The 20259-nt window shown below is 72.3% G+C and carries 23 protein-coding genes; 2 read left to right on the top strand and 21 right to left on the bottom strand.

What is annotated here, in order from left to right:
* Positions 1 to 22: 22 nt before the first annotated feature.
* From F4556_RS25450 to F4556_RS25410, 9 genes are all read right to left on the bottom strand, one after another.
* A complete protein-coding gene (locus F4556_RS25450; RefSeq protein ID WP_184919914.1) occupies positions 23 to 931 on the bottom strand; it encodes a phage tail family protein in 909 nt (302 codons plus the stop codon).
* On the bottom strand, positions 931 to 5097 hold the full coding sequence (locus F4556_RS25445) for a phage tail tape measure protein (RefSeq protein ID WP_184919912.1): 4167 nt from the start codon (positions 5095 to 5097) through the stop codon (positions 931 to 933). Before F4556_RS25445 ends, F4556_RS25450 begins: the two co-directional genes overlap by 1 nt.
* Before the next feature lie 10 nt (positions 5098 to 5107).
* Positions 5108 to 5410, bottom strand: coding sequence for a hypothetical protein (locus F4556_RS25440; protein WP_246511085.1), 303 nt, complete (start codon positions 5408 to 5410; stop codon positions 5108 to 5110).
* A gap of 26 nt (positions 5411 to 5436) precedes the next feature.
* On the bottom strand, positions 5437 to 6045 hold the full coding sequence (locus F4556_RS25435; RefSeq protein WP_184919911.1) for a hypothetical protein: 609 nt from the start codon (positions 6043 to 6045) through the stop codon (positions 5437 to 5439).
* An 11-nt stretch (positions 6046 to 6056) separates the two neighbouring features.
* Positions 6057 to 6548 carry a phage tail tube protein gene (locus tag F4556_RS25430; protein WP_184919909.1) on the bottom strand — a complete coding sequence of 164 codons (492 nt, stop codon included), beginning with the start codon at positions 6546 to 6548 and terminating at the stop codon, positions 6057 to 6059.
* A gap of 175 nt (positions 6549 to 6723) precedes the next feature.
* Complete coding sequence (locus F4556_RS25425; protein WP_184919907.1) at positions 6724 to 7140, bottom strand: hypothetical protein; 417 nt, start codon at positions 7138 to 7140, stop codon at positions 6724 to 6726.
* A 21-nt stretch (positions 7141 to 7161) separates the two neighbouring features.
* Complete coding sequence (locus F4556_RS25420) at positions 7162 to 7428, bottom strand: hypothetical protein (RefSeq protein ID WP_184919905.1); 267 nt, start codon at positions 7426 to 7428, stop codon at positions 7162 to 7164.
* On the bottom strand, positions 7425 to 7829 hold the full coding sequence (locus tag F4556_RS25415; RefSeq protein ID WP_184919903.1) for a hypothetical protein: 405 nt from the start codon (positions 7827 to 7829) through the stop codon (positions 7425 to 7427). The genes F4556_RS25420 and F4556_RS25415 overlap by 4 nt, the downstream gene beginning before the upstream one ends.
* Entirely contained in the window at positions 7829 to 8236 is a 408-nt protein-coding gene (locus F4556_RS25410; protein ID WP_184919900.1) for a hypothetical protein, read from the bottom strand. Before F4556_RS25410 ends, F4556_RS25415 begins: the two co-directional genes overlap by 1 nt.
* Positions 8237 to 8298: 62 nt before the next feature.
* Here F4556_RS25410 and F4556_RS25405 point away from each other — a divergent pair, with 62 nt between their 5' ends.
* Positions 8299 to 9237 carry an HNH endonuclease signature motif containing protein gene (locus F4556_RS25405; RefSeq protein ID WP_184919898.1) on the top strand — a complete coding sequence of 313 codons (939 nt, stop codon included), beginning with the start codon at positions 8299 to 8301 and terminating at the stop codon, positions 9235 to 9237.
* Here the strand turns inward: F4556_RS25405 and F4556_RS39170 are convergent.
* The 4 genes from F4556_RS39170 to F4556_RS25390 all read right to left on the bottom strand — a co-directional run bounded on the left by F4556_RS39170 (position 9234) and on the right by F4556_RS25390 (position 10795).
* On the bottom strand, positions 9234 to 9365 hold the full coding sequence (locus tag F4556_RS39170; protein ID WP_281403664.1) for a hypothetical protein: 132 nt from the start codon (positions 9363 to 9365) through the stop codon (positions 9234 to 9236). The two genes, F4556_RS25405 and F4556_RS39170, sit on opposite strands and share 4 nt — an antisense overlap.
* A gap of 78 nt (positions 9366 to 9443) precedes the next feature.
* A complete protein-coding gene (locus tag F4556_RS25400) occupies positions 9444 to 9629 on the bottom strand; it encodes a hypothetical protein (protein ID WP_184919896.1) in 186 nt (61 codons plus the stop codon).
* 291 nt (positions 9630 to 9920) lie between these two features.
* On the bottom strand, positions 9921 to 10352 hold the full coding sequence (locus F4556_RS25395; RefSeq protein ID WP_184919894.1) for a DUF6093 family protein: 432 nt from the start codon (positions 10350 to 10352) through the stop codon (positions 9921 to 9923).
* Entirely contained in the window at positions 10349 to 10795 is a 447-nt protein-coding gene (locus F4556_RS25390) for a DUF6093 family protein (protein ID WP_184919892.1), read from the bottom strand. The genes F4556_RS25395 and F4556_RS25390 overlap by 4 nt, the downstream gene beginning before the upstream one ends.
* Positions 10796 to 10866: 71 nt before the next feature.
* Here F4556_RS25390 and F4556_RS25385 point away from each other — a divergent pair, with 71 nt between their 5' ends.
* Complete coding sequence (locus tag F4556_RS25385; RefSeq protein ID WP_184919890.1) at positions 10867 to 11109, top strand: hypothetical protein; 243 nt, start codon at positions 10867 to 10869, stop codon at positions 11107 to 11109.
* A gap of 161 nt (positions 11110 to 11270) precedes the next feature.
* Here F4556_RS25385 and F4556_RS25380 read toward each other — a convergent pair whose 3' ends face one another.
* The 8 genes from F4556_RS25380 to F4556_RS25345 all read right to left on the bottom strand — a co-directional run bounded on the left by F4556_RS25380 (position 11271) and on the right by F4556_RS25345 (position 20220).
* On the bottom strand, positions 11271 to 11873 hold the full coding sequence (locus F4556_RS25380; protein WP_184919888.1) for a 3'-5' exonuclease: 603 nt from the start codon (positions 11871 to 11873) through the stop codon (positions 11271 to 11273).
* A gap of 62 nt (positions 11874 to 11935) precedes the next feature.
* Positions 11936 to 13894, bottom strand: a complete 1959-nt coding sequence (locus F4556_RS39165; protein ID WP_313068609.1) for an ATP-binding cassette domain-containing protein — start codon at positions 13892 to 13894, stop codon at positions 11936 to 11938.
* A gap of 287 nt (positions 13895 to 14181) precedes the next feature.
* Complete coding sequence (locus tag F4556_RS25370; RefSeq protein WP_246511084.1) at positions 14182 to 15216, bottom strand: serine hydrolase domain-containing protein; 1035 nt, start codon at positions 15214 to 15216, stop codon at positions 14182 to 14184.
* Positions 15213 to 15932, bottom strand: coding sequence for a hypothetical protein (locus F4556_RS25365; RefSeq protein ID WP_184919886.1), 720 nt, complete (start codon positions 15930 to 15932; stop codon positions 15213 to 15215). The genes F4556_RS25370 and F4556_RS25365 overlap by 4 nt, the downstream gene beginning before the upstream one ends.
* Positions 15929 to 16945, bottom strand: a complete 1017-nt coding sequence (locus F4556_RS25360) for a phosphotransferase enzyme family protein (protein WP_184919884.1) — start codon at positions 16943 to 16945, stop codon at positions 15929 to 15931. Before F4556_RS25360 ends, F4556_RS25365 begins: the two co-directional genes overlap by 4 nt.
* Positions 16942 to 18009: a phosphotransferase gene (locus F4556_RS25355; protein WP_184919882.1), complete on the bottom strand. Its 1068-nt coding sequence runs from the start codon at positions 18007 to 18009 to the stop codon at positions 16942 to 16944. Before F4556_RS25355 ends, F4556_RS25360 begins: the two co-directional genes overlap by 4 nt.
* Entirely contained in the window at positions 18006 to 18821 is an 816-nt protein-coding gene (locus tag F4556_RS25350; RefSeq protein ID WP_184919880.1) for a protein-L-isoaspartate O-methyltransferase family protein, read from the bottom strand. Before F4556_RS25350 ends, F4556_RS25355 begins: the two co-directional genes overlap by 4 nt.
* Positions 18822 to 18951: 130 nt before the next feature.
* The gene (locus F4556_RS25345) at positions 18952 to 20220 is read right to left on the bottom strand and encodes a hypothetical protein (RefSeq protein ID WP_184919878.1); all 1269 of its coding nucleotides are present in this window, start codon (positions 20218 to 20220) and stop codon (positions 18952 to 18954) included.
* Between the last annotated feature and the right edge of the window lie 39 nt (positions 20221 to 20259).

Genomic DNA, 20259 nt, shown 5'->3' with positions numbered 1-20259 from the left:
CTTGTGCCTTCGGGGAGTTGGGTCAGATGGAGGAGTGGGCGCCGCGCCAAGTGAGGGCGAGGCGGGCGGTGTTGGTGGCGTCCTGGGCGCTCCAGCGGACTTCGGACCGGCCGGGCGGGAGCTGGAACAGGTCGAGGCGGGAGGCACGGCTGAGCGCGCCGGCCGGGAAGCCCCCGCCGTTGCGGGTCACGTTGCGGGAGCCGGGCCGGGTCTCGATGTCGAGCGTCTCGCCTGCGCCGAGCACGATGGAGAACTGCAGTGCAGCGCCGGCGCCTTGGATCCAGACCCGGGGATTGACGACCGGGCCGGTGATGCGGATCTTCGGCCAGGTCGGCTGGTTGCCGCTGTTGGTGACCCAGCCGGGCCGGGTGCTCGGGCTGGCCGTGCCGGTTGTCATCGGGGCGCGCAGCGGCGCGGTGAAGCCCTGGCCGGACTGCGCGGAGATGTCGAGCGGCAGGGTGAGGCCCTCGGTGGTGTCGCCGTACCAGGTGGGGTCGAGCCCGGCGAACTTGATCCGAATCGGGATCCAGCCGTACGTGGCGCTGTCCATGCTGATCGCTTCGACGCCGATCAGCCGCCCGTACTGGCGGCGCGGCGGACGGCCGGGGCGCTGCACGCGCAGCACGTCGGTCGCACCGGGCACGAGGCGTACCTGCGGGCTGGCGGCGGCCTGTTCCAGTTCGGCGAACAGGTCAAGGGCGTCGGCCGGGTCTCCGGGGGTGCGGATGCCGGCGTCGATGACGAGGGCGCGCGGGGCGAGGGTGTCCCGGCCCGGGTAGGAGCCGTCCTCGGCGGGGATCGGCCGGTCGCCGGTGCGCTTGTCGGGGGTGCCGAGGCCGTCGATGTCCGCGATCGGGATGCGGGTGCCGTTTCCGATCCGGATTCCGGCGACGTCGATCTGCCAGTCCTCGAGCGGCGTGGTGGTGGCCATCAGGCACGACCTCCCCGCTGGATGCGGCGAAGTCGGCTCATCACCGCGTCGGCGACCTGCTCTCCGGTGACGGAGGAGCCGGTGACGGTGATCGGCATGGAGCCGACCAGGGGGGCGGGGGCGCTGTCGCGGACGATGACGGTCGTCGCGGTCGCGCGGGCGGGCACGAGCTTGGCCGCGGCAGCCCGGGTCGGCACGGCCCGAGTGGAGACGACGCCGCCGTTGGCGAGGTGGAGTTTCCCGATGCCGCCGTACAGGACGGTGCCGCCGAACCTGTTGGCGGTCTCCTCCAGGATCAGCTTCGAGCGGGCCCGCTTGGACGGGGCCAGGGGGATGTAGGACTCCCCCATCGTCTCCGGCTCCGCCATCACCCTCCACGTGCCGGCGGGGACGATCTCGGCGATGTGGTTCTCCGGGCCGCGCGGAGCGCGGATGCCGCCGTTGGCGAAGAACTCGACGATGCCGCCGTTGGCCTTGCGGGCGGCGAACGGGGAGTCCCAGACGCCGCCGTTGAAGTTGTTCGCGCCCTGCGGGGTCAGCACCACCGGGATGTCGATCTTGCTCGGCGCGTTGACGTTGACGTTGATGGTCTTGGAGCCCGGGATCGACTTCACGGACATGCCGATCGCGTTGAGCTGCGCCTCAACGCTCTTCATGTCGCCGGACAGCAGGGCGGAGGTGAGAGCCTGCGCGGCGGCGGCGCCCTTGGTCTGGGAGACCTGCCCGATGAGCGTGAGCATCGCCGACCACTCCGCGTTCGCCGAGCCGCCCGCGGTCTTGAACGCGCCGATCACCGCCGACAGGTCAGGGGCGTCAATGGGCTGCTTACTGCCCCAGATCGACTTGATCATGGTCATCGCCTGGTCGATGTCCCCGGCAAGTAGGGCGGCGGAGAACGCCTTCGCCGAGTCGAGGCCCTTCGCCTGAGCGACCTGGGTGACCAGGTCGAGGCCCGCCGACAGTTCGGTCTTGGACGCTGCGGCGCCGGCGCGGGCCGCGTTGGTCATGTCAGTGACGGCCATCTGCTGCATCAGCTGCCCGAAGCGGGCGACGTCGTCGGTCTCCGCCGCTGACGCCCACGCCCGGGCGGTCTCCTGGCCGTACTTCTGCGCGATGAGCGGCACCTGCTCCAGACCGGCCCGGTAGGCGTTGGTGGAGCGGGCGGTGCCCTCGCTGACGATCTTCTCCAGCTCGTCGGCCACGCCGGTCTGTCCGGCCTTGAGCTGCCCAACGAGTTCGGACAGCATCCCGGAGGAGGACACGCCGAGCTGCGCGAAGTGGTCGACCAGGTCCAGTCGGCCCTGCACGGCAAGGTCGGACAGGTTCTTCTGGAAGTCGCGCTGCGTCTGGAGCTGGCGGCGCATCTCCCCCATGTAGTTGTCGAGCCCGACCTTGGCGACCTGGGTGAGCCCGGCGAGCTGTTCGGCTGCACCGCTCTTCCCTGCGCGCAGGTTCTCCACCAACTGGTGGACCATGCCGGAGGAGGCGTCGCCGAGCTTGCCGAAGTGGGCGGCGAGCGGCCCGTAGCCGCGCGCGGTCAGCTCCTCCAGGTCCCGCTGGAAGCTCTTCTGAGCTCCGGCCTGCTCGGTGAGGGCCTTGATGTAGCCGGAGACGGAGGTCTTGGCGAGGTCGAGTTGCAGGGAGCCGGCGCGGGACGACTCGGCGACCTTGTCCTGGGCGGCCTTCCACGCGTTGGCGGGTTCAACGATCGAGGCCATCGTCTTCGCGACGGCCTTCATCTCCTCCGTCCACCGGGGGTTGCCGTTCTTGTCGACCGGCAGGGCCATGGACGGAGACCAGACCTCCAGGTTCTGCTGGACGGACGCCTTGACCTTGGCGTTGACGATGTCCATGGCGGCGGCCTGCTCGGCGTCGGCCTTGATCGCGTCGGACCACGTCTTGTGGCGGTCGTTGAGGATCTTCTTCGCCTTGTCGAAGGACACGTCGTAGCCGCCAACTGCGGCGTCCCACGACTTGGCCTTGCCGAGGTCGAGCTTGTCGTTGAGGGCGGCCAGCTTCTCCCCGCCGGACATGAGGCCGTCGATGACCTCCTTCATGTCCAGTCCGGCGGCCTTGAGCTTCTTCATGTCGTCGGAGTTGGCCAGCGACTCGGCGAGGGCCCGCATGCCAGCGCCCACGTCGTGCTGCTCCCGCTCCTGGCGCAGCGCCGCGGTGAGGTCGGCGGTCGCTGCGGTGGCCTTCGCCTTGCTGGCGGAGTACGCGGAGTAGCCGAGCACTCCGAGGGCGAGGAGGCCGGTCAGGCCGGTGACGGCGAGGCTGGTGCCGCGCAGGATCGCGGGCAGCATCGCGCCGCCCGCCTGCGCCTCCGCCACGGCTACGCGGAACGCGGTGAGCTGGGTGGAGAGTTGGGCGACGCCGGCGCGGGCGATGAGGGCGACCGCTCCGAGCGCGAGGAGCACGCCGATGCTCTCCTTCACCCCGGCGGGAAGGGAGTTGAAGGTGTTGGCGACGACGGAGGCGCCTTCGGCGAGTTCCTGGAGGACTGGGAGGAGGACGCGGGCGAGGTCCATGCCGAGGGCGGCGGCCCGGTTCTTGAACAGGTCCCATTGGCCGCCGACGGTGTCCATCTGGATGGCGTACGCCTTCTGCGTAGCCTCCGCGCGATTCACCGCGAGGGTGATGCCCTCGTACGTGTCGGCGTAGTTCTTGCCGTCGGCGGCTGCCAGAGCCAGCATCGCCCTGGTGGCGCGAATGTCCTTGAAGAGATTGACAGTTGCTTCGGCCGCGCCGCCGGTGGCGGTGTTGATTTTGCCGAGGACCGTGTAGAGGCCGTCCTGCTGGATCGCGGACGCCGCGGACTCGTAGCCGAGGTCGGTGATCAGCGCCGCCAGGTCCCGGGTCGGCTTCATCAGGCGCGTGAACAACATGTTCAACGCCGTCGCGCTCTCGGCCGCCGGGATGCCCGCCAGGGTGATCGCCGCGAGGGCGGCGCTCATGTCCTCGAAGCTGATGCCGGCGGCGGCGGCCATCGGCACCACGTCGCCGAGCTGCTGCGCGAGCTCGGAGAAGCTGATGACACCCTTGTTGACCGTCTGGAACATGATGTCCATGACGTCGCTCGCCTTGGAGGCGGGCATGCCGTACGCCTTCAGGACACCCAGGAGCGCCGTCGCGGCGGTCTCAGTGGTCGTCAGGCCGGCGGAGGCGCCCTTCGCGGACACCTCCAGGATCGACATGGCCTCCGCCCCGTCGAACCCGGTCGAGACGATCTGATAGAGGCCCTGCGCCAACTGACTCGCGGTCTGCGGCAGTTGGGTGGACAGCCGGATGATCTGGTCGGTGAACGCACCGACGTTGCGGCCGTCGATCTGCTCCGAGATGGTCAGGACGTTGGCCATCTCCCGCTCAAGGCGGATCGCCCCGATCGCCCCGGCCGCGAGGATCGCCCCGAGCGCGAGACCGGCAGTGACGAAGTTCGACATCCGGGCGGCCGTCGCGGCCTGAGCTGCGGCGGCGGCCTCGGTCTGCGCGCGACCAAGCTCGGCCGCTGCGGCGACGGACCGGCGGGCGGCCTGCTCCTCAGTGTTGGCGAGCTGGGCCCGCGCCTGCGCGGCGGCGGCACCGGCCTGCGCGGCAGTCGCACTGGTCCGCTCCGCCAGGCCCGCAGCCCGGGCGGCGGCCTCCTGCGCGGAGGCGGCCCGGACGGCCTGAGCAGCCTGTACCTCGGCGGCCCGGGCCGCGGACTGGGCGGCGGCGTCGGCGGTGCGCTGCGCCGCTGCGGCACCGGCCCCGGCGGTGGCCTGCGCGCGGGCGGCCGTCGTCTGGGCGACCTCCTGGGTGCGGGTGGCCCGGGTGCTGGCCTCGATCGCGGCCGTCCGCTCGACCTCCGCACGGGTCGCGGCCTGCGCAGCGACGACCTGGGCCCGCCCGGCGCGTTCGGCGGCAGCGGTCGCGGCCTGCTGCGCCGTGGCGGAGCGTTCGGTGGCCTCCCGGACCGCGACCTGGGCGGTTGCGGCCTGCTGGGCGGCGGCGACCTGGGCGCGGCCGAGCCGGGCGGCGGCAGCCTCCACCCGCTCCAACTCGGCTCGTGTCGCTCCGAGCTGTCCGTCGAAGGACCGAAGCTCCCGCGCGCCTCCGCGCAGGCCGGTCGTCAACTGGCCCATGCCTGCGGCGAGTTGCACGTAGAGGGTGTAGGCGCCGGCCACCCGGCTGCTCCTAACTGGGCTTGATCAGCCCGATGCGCACCCCGCGCCCCTCGGCCCCGTCCGGGACCTGCTCTTGCTCCTGCTCGATCAGCTCGCAGCCGAGGCAGCGGCTGGTCTGCGCCACGTAGGCGAACCGGTCACCGCCCTGCTGCTCGTCCCACTCGGCGCTCCGTGTACCGCAGCCGTCGCACACGTCCGCCTTCCAAGCGGCCCACGCCGCGGCCTTCGCCCGGTCCAGTGCGGTCCACCGGCCTCCCGCACTCGCGCCCATCAGCTGCGAGTGCGGGATGCGGTAGGTCTCGCACAGCTCCATCTCCGCGCGGAAGCCGGGCTCAGCCGTCAGCCTTTTCCCAGATCCACACGGAGGGTCTGGTTCACGGCGAGCGCCCCGGTGAACAGCACCTTCGCGTCGGTGTCGGACCAGTCGTCCAGGAGCTGCTGGGCGTCCTCAACGGTCATGCCGTCGACCTCGGTGCCGACCGCGTCCCGCTCGACGTGGGAGGCGGCGATCAGCGCCGCCGGGAAAGTGAGCACGTTGTACTCCATGCCGCGGTCGGCCTGCTCCTCCGTCGGGGCGTGCTCCTTCAGCAGCGCCTCCCACGCCGGGCGGGGCAGCGCCCGGAAGGTGAGCTCCACCGTCTGGTCGGCGAGGGCCTGTTCGGCGGTGGCGAGCACCGAGCGGGCAATGACGACCTGCGGGTGGTCCTCGGTGAACGCCTCCCGGTCGGCCGGGTCGATGCCCTGCCCGTCGGCGGCGACCCGGGCCGCCGCGCGGGCGGTGGCCAGCTTCATCTGCGCGTCGGTCACGGCAAGCTTCGCCGTGTCGTCGTCACAGATGGACACGGTCCGCTCCGGCAGGCGCCGGGCCTTGAGCCGGGCCATCTTCGCCCGCCAGTGGGCGTCACGGGCTACCGCCTGCACCGGCGGCTCGATCTGAGTGGTCGTCATCGCCCGCCCCCTCAGCCCGCGGCGGCGGCCGGGACCGGCGCGTCCAGGGTCGGCAGGTCGCTGATGGAGAAGCTGACCTTGAACTTGGCGGGCTCGGTGCCGGTGCTGTAGCTCGGCGCGCGGGAGCCGACGCGGACCGGGAACACGTCCAGCGACTTGGACTGCGGAACGTCCCCCTTGCGCAGGATGCAGACGTACCCGACCGCGTCCTTCGACAGCAGGGCCTCGATCGTGTCGCTGCCCAGGTCCTCGTAGAAGGTGAGGCTGGAGTTCGCGGCCTTGTCCTCGCCCGGGATCGAGGTGGCGAAACGATTCCCCAGGTCTGGGGTCTCGATCGGGGAGTTCTCCAGACTCCAGCCCTCGATGTCCGCGACCTGCTTCGACAGGTCGGTGCCGGCCGTCAGCTCGGTCCGGGTCGGGATGTTCGTCGCGGCGGCGATCGCCTTGACGAAGTAGATCTTGGTGACGCCGCGGCGCATGTACCGCTGCTGCGTGGAAGCCACGCGACTCTCATTTCCGGGGAACACCGCACCCGGGGTTCATGACCACCGGAGACCCGTTCCCCTGACGGCCACCCACTACGAGGGGTGGTCGAGGAGTCGGCCCGTACCGGCGGTCGGGCGTCCGTGCGGGGGTCTCCACGGTGAGATGCGCCAACCCGAGGGGCTGGCGGGCGGGTCAGCTGTCAGGTGTCGTCACGTGCAGCACGACCCGCGTGACGTAACTGTATACGCCCGACGTGACGGTGACCCCGTCCTCCTTGTCGACCTCCCGGCCGATCACCGTGTGCCCGGCCGGGAGGATCGGCGTCGCGAAGCCGCCCTTCGGCCCGACGCCGAGCAGCGCCGTGCGGACCTTGTCCGCCATCCACTCGACCTGCTCGGCGGTGGAGGCCACCGACGTGACCTGGTAGACCATGCGGCCGTCACCGGCCTGGTCACCGAACGGCGGCCCCGACGACGTGCCGCCGAGCGGGTACAGCACCTGGTACGGGATCGTGTTCCCGGTCGGCTTGTCCGCCGCGACCGGCGCCGCCCCGTACCCACAGCTGCGGCCGGTGCCGGCCACGAGGGCATCCCGGAGCGCGAGGGACACGACCCTTCCCTGAACGGGCATCTACTCCCCCTCCCCATCAGCATCGCCCGAGTCCGCGACCCGGCAGGCGGTGATCTGCCCGGCCAGGTCGAGGGAGGCGTACCGGATCAGCCCGGCCCGGTCCCAGGCGGGCATGTCCGCCGGCGACGCCTCCGTGTACAGGCCCAGCTCGCCACTCTCCTCGTCCACGACCTCCAGCACGAGGACCATCCGCGACAGCAGCCCCGCGCCGTGCGCCCGCAGCGCCCCGGCGACGGCCTGGTGGATGTCGTCGGTCAGCTGGCTCATCCGGCCACCACCTGTTCGGCAACGCGGCCCATCCCGGCGAGGAACAGCGGCTCGACGCGCTCGACGGACGGCCCGACGTGCGGGAACGGCGGCTGATGGTAGACGCGGCCGAGGCTGTCCGGCCCGACGAACCCGTACTCCAGGCGCGGCCCCTGCGGTCGGCTGGTCCCGACGATCGCTTCCACCCCGGTCGCGGTCGCCCGGACCTCGGTGGTCCACGACCGCCGGTAGTCGCCGGTCTGCACGCCGGGACCGGGGCGGCCGGACGCGGCGGCGCGGATCGCGGTCTCCAGCAGCATCGCGTGGTGCCGCACCACCGCCGTGGCCGCCGGCACCGCAACGGCGGCGCGGGCCTCCAACTGCGCGGCCACGACGGCCGCGTTGCTCGTCACGCTGGCCATCAGCCCGCCACCTTCTCCAGCTCGCCCGGCTGCCGCTTCCCCAACGCCCACTCCGTGAGCTGGAGGAGCAGCGCCCGGACGAACTCGTGCGGACCGCCGTCCTGGAGGTCGTGACGGTCGAGGACGGCACGCTCGGTCTCCGCCGGGTCGAGCGCGGCGAGGAACGCGGCAGCGGCCGGACCCGGGTCGGGGTCGGCGCCGACCACGACCCGGGCCGCGCCCTCCCACACCGGGTCGGCGGTAGGGCGCAGCAGCAGAAGCAGCTCCGGGGGCTGCCCGGCGGTGTGCTGTAGCTGGTAGGAGGCGACCTGGTCGGCGATGTCGTGGCCGTCGACTTCGAGGCGGGCGGTCGGCCCGGTGGCCTGGATGCGGACATGCCGCAGCTCGGAAGGGGTTGTGGGGGGCATGTCCCGAGCCTAGGAGTCGCGACGGACAGTGGGCTGTCGGCGCCATCCCGTAGCGTGAAGGAGTGAGTCCAACACGTTCTGTAATCGGCCTGCTGTTCCGCAGCGCCTCCCACTGTGCCTTCATCCACGCGGACGGCCGCCCCTGCCCCCAGCCGCTCATCGAGTGGGAGCAGGGCTACCCCACGAAGGCGGTCGACGTCGCCCACATCCGGTCCGCCAGCCCGGACGGCCCCCGCCACGACCCCGACTACACGGACACTGACTCCTTCGACAACCTGCTTCTCGCCTGCCAGAAGCACCACCGGATGATCGACTACCCGAAGCGCGGCGAGGTGGTGTACCCGATCGAGCTGTGCGACGAGTGGAAGCGGCGCCAGGTCGCGCAGCCTGGCCTCCCCCCGGAGGTCTTGTCGACCAGCGCGATGGCCGAGATCACCCGCCAGGTCGAGGCGAAGCTCCAGGCCCTGACGGTTCCGGACTTCGAGGTCGAGCTGCTCGGCGGGTTCACTGTGGAGGGGCAGTTCATGATCCCCACACGACTGGAATCCGAAGGCGCCACCCGGATGGAACTCGCCGATAGCGAACGCTACTTGGGCGTTCATGTCGTCAATCGCGGCCTCGCCGGCGCGACCATCGCCACTGTCGGCATCGAGTTCGCAGTGAGCGATCAGCAACTACCGCCCTACTCCTACGAGTTGTTTCCCATGGCCCTGCAACTCCCGGACACTGTGCGGTATCAGGGCGGAGCCCGAGTCCTGTCGAAGGCCAGCCGAACCTGGTGGAGCCTGCCCGGGGCCCGACACCTTGCGCACTGCGCCCTTGTCCAGCAGGAGCAGCACGGGCGACCCCCGACGCTGATCCGGGCGGCGGCCTTCTTGGAGTCGACGGACCCGATCACCCCGGGGCCGTGGATTCCCCTGGAACCAGTTCTCCGCCACCTGATGACGCCCGTCGAGCCCTTGGAGCGGCAGGAGTTCACCCTGCCGCTCCACACCAGCTAGGCACTGACGACCTCGTCGAGCCGGGTGATCCGGGCGACTGCCACCGTGCTGGCTTCGCCCGGATCAAGGGCCTGCCGGGCCCGGCCGACCGTGCCTCCGGTCGGGGACTTCGCGGCGATCACGGTCACCCTGCCACCACGCTGCGGGAGCGGTGTGACGAGCCCATACCAACTGGCGGCGCTGCTCTCCAGATGCCTGTCGCTGGGCTACTCCGCCCTGAGCCGCCCTGCGACAGGAATCGCCGCCGCCAGGACACCGAGTGCGGCCGTAACGACCGCCTCCCCCACCCAGGGGGTGGCGGACACAACGACGACGACGATGACGATGACGGCCAGCCAGGTTCGGCCGTCGGGGAAGGTGCACTGCGGGTTGATGCGCGTCGTACGAACCATGATGCCCCTCATTCGTTGCAATCCGATGCGGGGCCGGCGCCAGCCTCCACCATTGTGCTGCCGTGAACCTAGCGTTTTTCCAAGGAAGTTGAGGATGATCTTGAGCTTCCCTTGAGGTTCCGACCCTCTCGCCATTCGGCATGGACGCCTCGCACGAGATCACGGACCAGTGGGGTTCATCGCCCACCAGCCGGTTCCTCTCTGATCATCCGTCGAATACCGAAATCGCAGAGTGCCGTCCCAGTTCAATGACGACACCCTGCGCCCCGTCCTCTTCCAGTCACGGCAGGGCTAGATGATCACTACCTCGTCCAGCCGGGTGATTCGTGCGACGGCGACAGTGCTGGCCTCGCCCGGGTCGAGGGCCTGCCAGGTCCGGCCAACCGTGCCGGCAGTCGGGGACTTCGCGGTTATGACGGTGACCAGGTCGCCGCGCTGCGGGAGCGGTGCCGACAGAGGGGTGACGAGCCCGTACCAGGAGGCGGTGTCCTCCAGCCACCGGCCGCCCACCAGGTGCTCGACCGCGGCGAGACCGTGCGCGGAGAGAACGGCACCTGAGCCCTGCCACACGGTGGTCGTCGGCGCGGGCCCCACCAGCCCGGTGACGACGTCCAGCACGGGGATGCCGGTCGGCCTGCTGATCCGCACCTCGTCCACCATCACGGTGCTCTCCAGAACCTGCCGGACCGCTTCGAGGTCCACCGGCACGGTAGGGGTACTCACGCCGCACCGCCGATCTTCTCGATCCGCATCCACGTCTGCCGGACGACCGACAGGGCGCCCGTCTCCCCCGGGTCGAGGATCTTGAAGATCCGACCGGCAGCAGCCGGATCGCCGCTCTTCACGATCGTCACCGTGTTGCCCTCCGCCGCGACGGGCGCGGCCATCGGGGTGAAGAGGAGGTAGCGGCCGTCACCGTCATCCTTGTACGGCTGGCCCTCCAGGCGGAGGACAACGCCGGGCCCACCGGCGGCCCGGTGCAGTCCGGGCCCCTCGTAGGCGACAACATCCGGGCCGGGCACGTACTGGCCGGTGGCCGGGTCGAAAATCTGGGGGCCCGGAGTGCTGAGCCGGACCTCCTCGGTCAGGAGCAGGCGCTCCACGAAGGCAAGGACGCCGCTGATCACGGGCGTGCCGGAGCCGGGTTCGGTGGTGGGGGTGGTCATGATCCGAGCCTAGGAACCACGGCCGACAAATCCACCGCCGACGGCAGCAGCCCAGGGCTAGCATCTGCGGCATGAGCAGCAGCGAGCACTCGGCGGTCACCGGCACGTGGCCGGCGTGCGGCCACGAAGGCCCGGCCGACACCCGCACCGGCCCCGGCCTTGGCCACTGCCTGCGCCCACCGGGCCACCGCGAGCGGGTGGACGGCACCGGCCCCGTCCTCCACCGCGACCGGTTGCACGAGTGGGAGGAGCAGCCCGAGCAGCCGTGGTGGGCCGCCCTCGGTCTCGATTCCGACGCGGACCCGCTGACCTGACCTTCCCGCGACCTGGAGAACTGTCCGAACTCGGCGTTTCGGACAGTTTCCTATGAGGACAGTAGGCGCCCCGATCCGACCGCCCGTCAGACCGGCTCGCTCGCCCGTCCGCGAGGGCACGATCGCGGCCGTCCCGGGGGCGACCCGGGCCGCCGTTCCCGTCACCACAGCCCGTTCTGCTGATCGGTCTGCACCGAGCGCAGCGCCGCCGGAACACCGATGGCAGTCACGTCCGCCCAGGCGTCCAGCGGGTCGACCAGCGCGAGGAGGAGCAGGGCGGTGGCGTGGGCGTCGTAGGCGGCTCGGTGCCGAAGCCCGGTCACGCCGACCGGGGGGACCGGGATCGCTGCGAGGAGCGCGTCGAGGGTGTGGCGTGGAAGATCGGGACGCAGGGCGCGGGCCAGCCGCAGGGTGCAGATCACCCCGGCGGGTTCCCATCCGGGAAGCAGCCGGGCAAGGAGCCGGTAGTCGACGGAGGCGTTGTGGGCGACAAGCCACGCGCAGTCCAAGTCCGCGCGTACCTGCTCGGCGATCGTCTCCCAGGCGGGGGCGCGCGCGAGGATCTGGTCGGTCAGGCCGTTCAGGGCTGCGGCTCTCGGCGTGACCGGGTTGGGCGGTCGGACCAGGCTCTGACGGATCGCGTCAGCCCGTACCGTGCCAGCGGTGATCGGGACTGCGGCGAGTTCGACCAGGTCGGGCAGGCTCGTCCCGGAACCCTCGGTGTCGACCACCAGGACCTTCGGCGGCCATGTGGTGAAGTCCATGCGCTGTTCCTCGTGATGGGGCGGGGCGGGCACCGGCCGGTGCCCGCCCCGGAGGGGGGCCGCTACTCGGTGCTCGTGCGCTGGGCGGGGACGGTCCGGTCCTGCTGGAGGTCGAGCAGTTCCTTGAACAGGCCGTCGGGTTGGTCGGCGAGCTGGTCCCAGGTGCCAGCCTGCACGATGAGGCCCTGGTCGACGACGATGATCCGGTCGGCGAGTTTGGCGTTGCCGAGGTTGTGGGTGACCAACAACGTGATCCGTCCCTTCGCGAGGTCGCGGAGGGCGTGGAGGATCTTGTGCTCGGCGCGGGGGTCGAGGTCGGAGGTCGGCTCGTCGAGGATCAGCAGGCCGGGCTCGCGGTGGGTGCGGTAGAAGGCTCGGGCGACGGCAGCGCGCTGCCAGCCGCCACCGGACAGTTCCGCGCCGCCCTGCCAGCCCTGGGCGAGGAGGGTCCGCCAGCCCGAGCGCAGCCGGTGGACGGCCTCATCGAAGCCGGTCAGCCCGGCGGCGTCCTTCACCGCTTGGTCGGGGTCGCCGTCGTGGTGGCCGAGGTGGACGTTCTCGGCGGCCTGGAGGGGCCAGCGGGCGAACTCCTGCGGGACGCGGGCCACCATGGACCACATCGCCTGGGCGTCGAGGTCTTCGATCGGCACGCCGTCCCAGGTGATCTGGCCGCCGCCCGGCTGCGGAAGGTAGATGCCGGAAAGGAGCTTGAGCAGGGTGGACTTGCCGGAGCCGTTCTGGCCGAGGACGGCGACGACTTCGTCTTGACGCAGGGTCAGGTCGATGCCGCGCAGCGCCGGGGCCTGCTGCTCGCCGGGGTAGGAGTAGGTCAGGCCGGTGACCTCGATCAGCTTGGGTGCCGGGGGCTCGATGGTGCCGCGGGTGATGCGGTGGCCGCCGGCTTCGTCGAGGAAGGAGAAGTAGTCGTCGAGGAACAGGCCCATGCGGTAGAGCCGGGTGCCGTTGCCGACCATGCCCTGGACTCCGCCCGCCGCGGTGCGCAGGGCGAAGGTGGCAGCGCCAGCGGCGGCGAGGCCGATGTGGCCGGTGGAGACGAGGTAGAGCAGGGCTCCCCACATCAGGGCGGCTCCGGCGCCGGTGGCGAGTGCGGCGAAGAGGGAGACGCGGGCGGCGTCGGTGCCCGCCTTGTCGGTGACGGCGACGATCCGGGCTTCGGCGGCCCGGTACTTGGCCATCATGAACGGGAGGACCTGGTCGGAGCGGACCTGGTCGGCGCGCTGCTTGTCGATGAGGTACCAGCGGTAGATCCGCAGGGCCGCCCGCTCCTCGTTGGTGGTGACGGTGGCGAGGTAGTGGATGCGGGCGGAGCGGACTGCGGCGAGCCCGGCGGGGATCGAGCCGAGCACCAGGAACGGCAGCAGCGCCGGGTGCAGGGTGGCGAGCACCCCGGCGGCGGCGATCAGGGAGACGGTGGAGGCGATGACGTCCTGAGCTGCTGTCAGCAGGTCGGGGGTGGTCGCGGCTCCCCGGTCGGCGGACTCCCACCGTTCGTTGTAGGCGGGTTCGTCGTAGGCAGCGAGTTCGGCGGAGCAGCCCGCCTCGATCAGCGCGAGGTCGGCGTCCCGGTTGACCCGGGGCCCGACCCGGCCGGACAGCGTCATCACGGCGATCCCGAGGGCGGAGCGCAGCGCGGCTGAGACGGTCAGGACGGCCAACGGCGCTGCCGCGTCCCGGAGGTGGCCGGAGACCGGGCCGGGGCGGAGCAGTGCGGCGAGGGTTCCGGTGGTGGCGTACAGGGCAAGCGCGCCGAACACGCCGGAAGCGGCTTGGGCGAGCAAGAGCAGCAGGGTGGAACGGCGGTCGGCGTGCCAGGCGAGGGCGAGGGCGCGGCGGAGCAGCTGCGGCAGTCGGCGCACCATGGCGCGGGTGGAGATGGAGGATCCGGCGGTGCGCCGGTTGTCGCCGGGGAAGCTGTAGCGCAGCTCCTCGTCGTGCTGGCTCGGTTCGTCTTCCAGGCCGGTGTCGGCTGGCTGCTGGGTGTTCTGGCGGGTCTCGGTCACGTTGCTCCCTGGTTCGGCGGCTGGGCGGCAGGTGGGCTTCGGGCAAGCCGGATCGCCGGGCCACCCAGCCGCGGTGGGTGCGGCTGGGTGATCCGGCGGTGGGCGTGCTCAGGTGGCAGCGGTGCCGGACGGCAGGCTGCGGAAGGTGCGGGTTGCTGGCTGGGTCCCTGATCCTGGCAGGGGCGTGTCGGCGTGTTCGGCGTGTCCGGGCCGGGCTCACTCGATCCGGGTAAATCCGTTTCCGCATCGGCGCGTTGGTAGATGTCGATCACACTGACAGCAGGGGTTCAGTTGGTGATCTCTTTCAGGGCGAGGGCCCGGAGTTGGGCGAGTGCGGCGCGGTTGTCGGGGCGGTGGTAGACGGCGTTCGTGCACAGGGCGAGGTAGCGGCCGGTGGCCGGGGCGAGGTAGAGACTGGTGCCGGTGAACCCGTGGTGGTAGAGGGCGTTGCCGTCGTCGGTGACGATCCACGCCAGGCCCCGCCCGAGGCCAGGTTCGATCCGGGCCCGGGGGCGGGCGCTGAAGCCCAGCCAGTTGCCCAACTCGCCATCGGCGTCGAGGAGTCGGTCGGCGAAGGTGGCGAGGTCGGCGGCGGTTCCGAAGACCCCGGCGTGGCCGGCGACCCCGCCGAGCAGGGCTGCGGCGTCGTCGTGCACGGTGCCGTGCAGGCGCGGTGCGCCGGACAGGCGCTGCACGGTCGGGGCAACCGTCGTGGTGCGGGTGAGCGGCCCGTACGCGGTGCCGGTCATGCCCAGTGCCGTCCACAGCTCGGCGGCCAGGGTCTCCAGCGGGCGGTGGTGGAGCTGCGCGAGGGCGAGCCCGAGGAGGATGAACCCCCGGTTGATGTACTGGTGGGCCTTCCCGGGAGTGCCGGTCAGGGGCTCGGAGCAGATGAGCTGGGCGAGCGGTTCGGACCGTCCGTGGTAGAGGTCCAGGCGGGTTTCGGGGCGCAGGCCGGAGGTGTGGGTGAGGATCTGGCCGACCGTCACCCCACCACCGGGTGCGTCGTCCGGCACTTCCGGCAGCAGGGAGCGGATCGGGGCGCTGAGGGTGATCCGCCGGTCGGCCCGCGCCTGCCCGGCCAGCGCCCAGGTCGCCACCACCTTCGTCAGTGAGGCGAGGTCATAGCGGGTGTCGGGGCCGGGCCGGGTGTCGCCGCACTCCGGGGCGACGATGCCGGAGGCCACGAAGGTGGGCTCGGCTCTGGCGGTTCCGCAGGCGATCACGCCGCCGGGGACGGTGCCGGCGGCGGTGAGCAGGTCCAGGTGCTCGCGCAGGGCGGCGACCTGCTCGGGGCGCCAGGGACGGGTGGTGAGGGTCAACGGTGCTCCAGCGCGGTGGGGTCGGGTGTCGCGTGGTAGGTGATCTGGCGGGTGACGAGCAGCGGGCCCACGCCGAAGCCATCGGGGAGAGTGCGTCCGCCCTGCTGGTCAACATCGTGGGCGGCGGAGCGGCGCACGACGATGACGCTCGTGTCCGCCGCGTTCGTGTCGGTGGTGGCCAGGGTCGCGGCGAGGGTGCCCGGATCGTCGGCGAACACGGCCACCCACTCCTCCTCGACCCGAGTCAGGGCGTGGTGGCTGGTGCTGATGATCACCAACTGGTCGGCGGCCCCTCCTTCGACAGCGGCCAGCAGGCGCAGTCCATTGCCGGGACTCCAGCCGTAGGCACGGCAGCCGGTGCCGTGGACCTCGACCCCGCTGGAGGGGAGCACGACCACGCACCGCCAGGCGACGCCTCGCAGGCAAGGCCGCTCGGCGGCGCAATCCGGTCCCGCCTGCTGTCGCCCGTCGGGTTCAGCCGAGCCCGCCGCGAAGCGGGCCACCGCATCAGCGAGTTCGGTTGCGCAGCGGCGGTCGTCTTCGGCGGAGGCCGCGCGGTTGACAACGGCGGCGGAGAGCACACCGGTGTGCAGGTAGGCGTGGCCCGTGGCGGCGGCGCGGGCGGATCGCCCGCGCCGGTGGTGGGTGGCGATGGCGACTTCCGCCGTCGGGGTGGTGGTCAGGCTCAGCAGCAACTCGGGGCGAGGGTCGGTCATCGCGGCCCACCCTTCGCGACGGTGGGGGTGACGTTCCACCGCCAGGGGTAGGCGTAGTCGGGATCGCCGGTGTCCTGGTGGCGGAAGCAGCGCAGCCGCAACGCGGCCTCCTCCGCCCAGCCCGGGTCCCGGACGGTCTCCTCCAAGGCGATCACCACGCCGACGGCGGCGGTCACCCGCGCCAGCACCCGGTAGAGGCGGCCACCGTCCGTGGCGGTGACGTCGGCCCCGTACGCCTCGCAGAACTCCTGGTAGCCCGCCGGGTCGCAGCCAAAGCCGTCCACCGGCCAGGCCGGGAACGCGAGATCGGCTGCGGCCGGGCCCAGCCAGGCGGTCTCCCAGTCCAGCAGGTACGGGGCGCCGTCCCGGCCGATGACCGTGTTGGGCAGATGGACATCGCCGTGCACCAGGACCGGCCGCCCGCGCCAGGCGAGGTCATCGAACTGCCGTCCGGCGGCCTGTATCTGGTCGGTCAGCCAGGAGCGGTCAGCGGCGGGGAGGACGGCGTCGGGCAGATGTGAGACGCGGGCGAGGAGAGGGGCGGCCGGGTCGACCAGCGGCAGGCCGAGGTGCATGGGCGCTGGAATCGCATGCAACTTGGCTAGCAGTCCACCGAGTTGGGCGTAGGTGGCGGGCTCGCCGGGTCCGAGGTCGCGGACGGCGGATGCCCACCGGTGTCCGGCTCCGACCACCAGGTGGCGTCCGGCCGGGGCCGGAGTCGGGAAGCCCTGACCTGCCAGCCAGCGGGCGAGGCCCGCCTGCCGGGCCACCCTCTCGCGACTGGTGCCCTCCTCGTGGATCTTGACGATCACTGCAACGCCCACGTCAGCGCGCGGGAGGCGGGCGACCAGGTTGCGGCGGCGGCACAGCACCTCGGCGCCGTCCGGCCACAGCCCCAGGCCGGTGCAGGCGGCGGCCAGCAGCACGCTCTCCCGGGCGGTGGGCCGGGCGGAGTCCGCTGGACTGGCTGGCTGCGCGTGGGCGGTGCCCGGACCGGTGCGGGTCGCCGTCACCGTCCGCACCCCCCGTTAGCGGCCGGGCCACCGGTCTCGGGGCTGCGGCCCGTGACCTCGTGAGGGGCGGTGATCTGGCTTCCCGGCCGCCACGACCACGGGTACGAGCTGCCCGACGTGTCGAGCCCGGACAGGCAGGCCAGCCGCCGCAGGTACTCCGGCTGCCACTGCGGCCTGGTGATAGCGGCCTCCGCCGCCACGATCACCCCCGCGCACGCCGCACGGACCGCCAGCACGTGGTAGATGTCCGGATGCCGGGTGATGTCGGTGCCGTACTCGGCGGCGAACCGCCGGTACTCGCGCGGGTCGTGGCCGAAGTGGTCACGCAGGCAGGCCGCTGCGGCGAGGTCCACCGCCGGCGGGCCTGCCGCCGCGGTCTCCCAGTCGACCAGGTGCGGGATGCCGAACCGGTCCACCACCGTGTTGGCCGCACCGGCGTCACCGTGAATCAGGTGACGGCGCGTCAGCAGGTCGGACTTCTCCCACCGCCGCCCGACCTCCTCAAGTCGCTGCCGGACCTCCCTCCGGGCACTGTCCGGCACGACGGTGGACGGCACGCCCGCCAAGCGGCGCAGCAGACGGGCGGCGGGGACGTAGTCGGGCCAGCGGTCGGGGATGGGCGCGGCGTGCAGCAGGGCGAGGAGGACGGCCCGCTCCTCCGGGTCGGCCGGGCGGCCCGGTCCGAGGTCCTCGGTGAAGGACACCAGCAGGCCGCCGACGGCCGTCGGGCGGCCGAGCGGCCGGGCCGTAGGCACCCGGTGCGCCAGTGCCCAGGAGGCGGCCAGCACCTGGCGGTCCACGGCTTCGCGTCGGGTGCCGGGTTTGTGGATCTTGGCCACGACGCCCTGGCCGTCCGCCGCGTGCGGCAGCCGCACCACCTGGTTGAAGCCGTTCTGCAGAACGGTGGCCCTGGTGGTGTCGTGGCCCCGGCGGGCGCAGGTCACGTCGAGGGCGTAGCGGGCCTGGAGGGTGAGGGCGTCCAGCGGCTGGGCGGCGGGCCGGGTGTACGGGATGGGCGTCGAGGGCGATGCGGGTTCGGTCCGGGTGGTCGGGTGCGCGGTCACAGGCCGATCACCAGCCGTGCGCCGGGCAGGTCGGTGACCGTCTCGGCCGCCAGCAGGGTTCGCGCCGCGTCCGTGCAGTCGAGGTGGAGCAGCCGGCCGTCGGCGAGCGGGACCAATTGGTCCGCTCCGCCGCCCGGCAGTTCCTTCCACCGCAGCGGGGCGACGTCGTACGCCACCCACTCCCCGGCCACAAGCCGGTCCTCCTCCCGCACGAACGAGGTGATCCGGCAGTGGCCGCCGATCCGCAGCGGCAGCACCATCCGCCCGCCCACCCGCAGCACCCTCCACCACTCGGGCGGAATTCCGGGCACGCTGCCCGCCGAGACGACCACGTCGAACTCACCCTTCGCGAAGGGCAGTTCGCCGGTGGCGTCGAGGTGGTGGACGCGGACGCGATCGTGGCCGGTGGCCGCCAGCATCAGCCGGGTCCGGCCGGCCAGCATCCCGCTCGACTCCAGCGCGACGACCTCACCCGTCGGTCCGACCAGGTGCTCCAGCAGCGACGCGGTGATGCCCGGAGCGCCTCCGGCGAGCAGCACCCGCTGACCCAGCCGCACCCCGGCGAGGTTCAGCAGGTGCCCCTGGACGAGCGGGGGCGTCGTCGCGCACCCCTCGGTGTCGCCCGCGTCCACCACCGGCACCGGATCGGGTCCGTACGCGTCGGCGGCGGAGCGGCCCGGCAGGAGCAAGTGCCGCTCCAGATTCTCGAACGCCGCCCTCACCGACAGGGCCAACTGCACCCGTCCTTCCATCTGCGCCAGCATGCGGCGGCGCTGCGCCTCGACGGGCTCTCCGAGGGCGTTGGTCCTCAACGTCTTTCTCCTCCAGTCGGGGTGGGGCCCGGCCCGGCGGAAGTTCGCCGGGCCGGGCGGGTGGGACGCGAGGACGGTGGGCAGGTCCGGCAGGCCGTCGACCGCCGCGTACGCCACCGCCTGGGCGCGGTCATGGCCGGGGGCGCCGCTTCCCGTAGGCGACGAGAGCGGCGGTGGCCGTGCCCCGCTCCGGGTGGAAGGCGTCGCCGAACAACTCCAGGGCCTCGGTGAACATGCCGTAGGACTCATCCCACCGCTCCTTCGGGAGGGTGGTGGCCCACCAGGTGAGGCAGCGCCCCCGCCACGGGTCGGCGCCGACGGCGGCGAACAGACCGGCTGCCTGCTCGAAGTCGGCCAGGGCCCCGGCGTCGTCGTTGAGTACGGCGCGGGCCCGGGCGAGGTGGGCGAGGGCCCGCGCGTGGTCGAACTCATCCCCCACCCGGGCCAGTACCGCCCGGGCGGCGTCGAGTTCGGCCAGGGCCCGCCACCGGTCACCGCCCTGCTGGTGGCACAGCCCCAGCAGCAGGCGGGTGAGCGCCGCCGCCCGCTCGTCGCCCGTCCGTTCGCGCACTGCCAGCGCCTTGACGGCCCGCTCCGTGGCGGGCCCGGTCCGCGTGGCGGCCAGCAGCGCGGCGGCCCCGGCGTGCAGGGCCTGGCCGCGGTCCTGCTCGTCCCCGTCCTCCTCGGCGGAGTACAGGGCGGCGTCGGCGGCGTCGCAGGCGTCCGAGTAGCGGCTGGCCTGCCGGTTGGCGTCGGAGCGGGCGAGCAGGACTGCCCGGACCTGCTGCCGGTCGCCGTTGCCCTGCACCGCCGGCACCGCCCAGTTGGTGCACAGCAGTTGGACGCCCGGCTCCGGCAGGTGGCGCCACAGCGTCCTGGAAGCCGCCAGGGTGCCGCGCCAGGTGAGGTAGTCCCAGCGCAGGGCACCGGCCGCGATCACCGCAACCACACTGTCCCGCTGCCCGGACACCCACGCCCGGGCCTGCTCGCGCCCGGCGAACGCGAGCGGCTCCACCACGGACGGCTCCTCACCCGCCTCGGCTTCCAGCAGGCGGTGCCAGGGGGCCAGGTGCCGTTCCGCAGCGACCATTGCCGCCAGCCACCACGCCACCGCCCGCTGGAGCTGGTCGAGTTGTTCGGCGGGGTCGGTGCGGCGGGCGGGCAGCGGGGACACCCGGCGCCCTTCCGGGAAGACCCACAAGCCCTCGACGGCCGGGTGTGCCCGGAGCAGCCGGAGAGCCGCGAGCCGGGGCAGGACGTCGGCCACCGCGTCCGGGCGGGTGCCGAGCGCGGCGGCGACCAAGCCCGGCTCCAGCACGGCGAACGGCAGACCGGCCACCACCGCCAGCACGGTGGCGAGGTCCTCGGGCAGGTCCCGGGGAGCGGAGAAGGAGGACACGATGCGATCCAGGAGTCTCGGGTCGGACGGGGAAACGCG

The organism is Kitasatospora gansuensis (assembly GCF_014203705.1).
In the GTDB taxonomy this organism is placed as follows: Bacteria; Actinomycetota; Actinomycetes; order Streptomycetales; family Streptomycetaceae; genus Kitasatospora; species Kitasatospora gansuensis.
Note: the sequence above shows the minus strand (reverse complement) of the source record. Positions and strands in the feature narration are given on the sequence as shown.

Coding starts and splice junctions, on each gene's coding strand:
- F4556_RS25450 (WP_184919914.1), bottom strand. CDS start 931: ATGGCCACCACCACGCCGCTCGAGGACTGGCAGATCGACGTCGCCGGA.
- F4556_RS25440 (WP_246511085.1), bottom strand. CDS start 5,410: ATGGAGCTGTGCGAGACCTACCGCATCCCGCACTCGCAGCTGATGGGC.
- F4556_RS25435 (WP_184919911.1), bottom strand. CDS start 6,045: ATGACGACCACTCAGATCGAGCCGCCGGTGCAGGCGGTAGCCCGTGAC.
- F4556_RS25420 (WP_184919905.1), bottom strand. CDS start 7,428: ATGAGCCAGCTGACCGACGACATCCACCAGGCCGTCGCCGGGGCGCTG.
- F4556_RS25415 (WP_184919903.1), bottom strand. CDS start 7,829: ATGGCCAGCGTGACGAGCAACGCGGCCGTCGTGGCCGCGCAGTTGGAG.
- F4556_RS25410 (WP_184919900.1), bottom strand. CDS start 8,236: ATGCCCCCCACAACCCCTTCCGAGCTGCGGCATGTCCGCATCCAGGCC.
- F4556_RS25400 (WP_184919896.1), bottom strand. CDS start 9,629: ATGGTTCGTACGACGCGCATCAACCCGCAGTGCACCTTCCCCGACGGC.
- F4556_RS25390 (WP_184919892.1), bottom strand. CDS start 10,795: ATGACCACCCCCACCACCGAACCCGGCTCCGGCACGCCCGTGATCAGC.
- F4556_RS25385 (WP_184919890.1), top strand. CDS start 10,867: ATGAGCAGCAGCGAGCACTCGGCGGTCACCGGCACGTGGCCGGCGTGC.
- F4556_RS25380 (WP_184919888.1), bottom strand. CDS start 11,873: ATGGACTTCACCACATGGCCGCCGAAGGTCCTGGTGGTCGACACCGAG.
- F4556_RS25365 (WP_184919886.1), bottom strand. CDS start 15,932: ATGACCGACCCTCGCCCCGAGTTGCTGCTGAGCCTGACCACCACCCCG.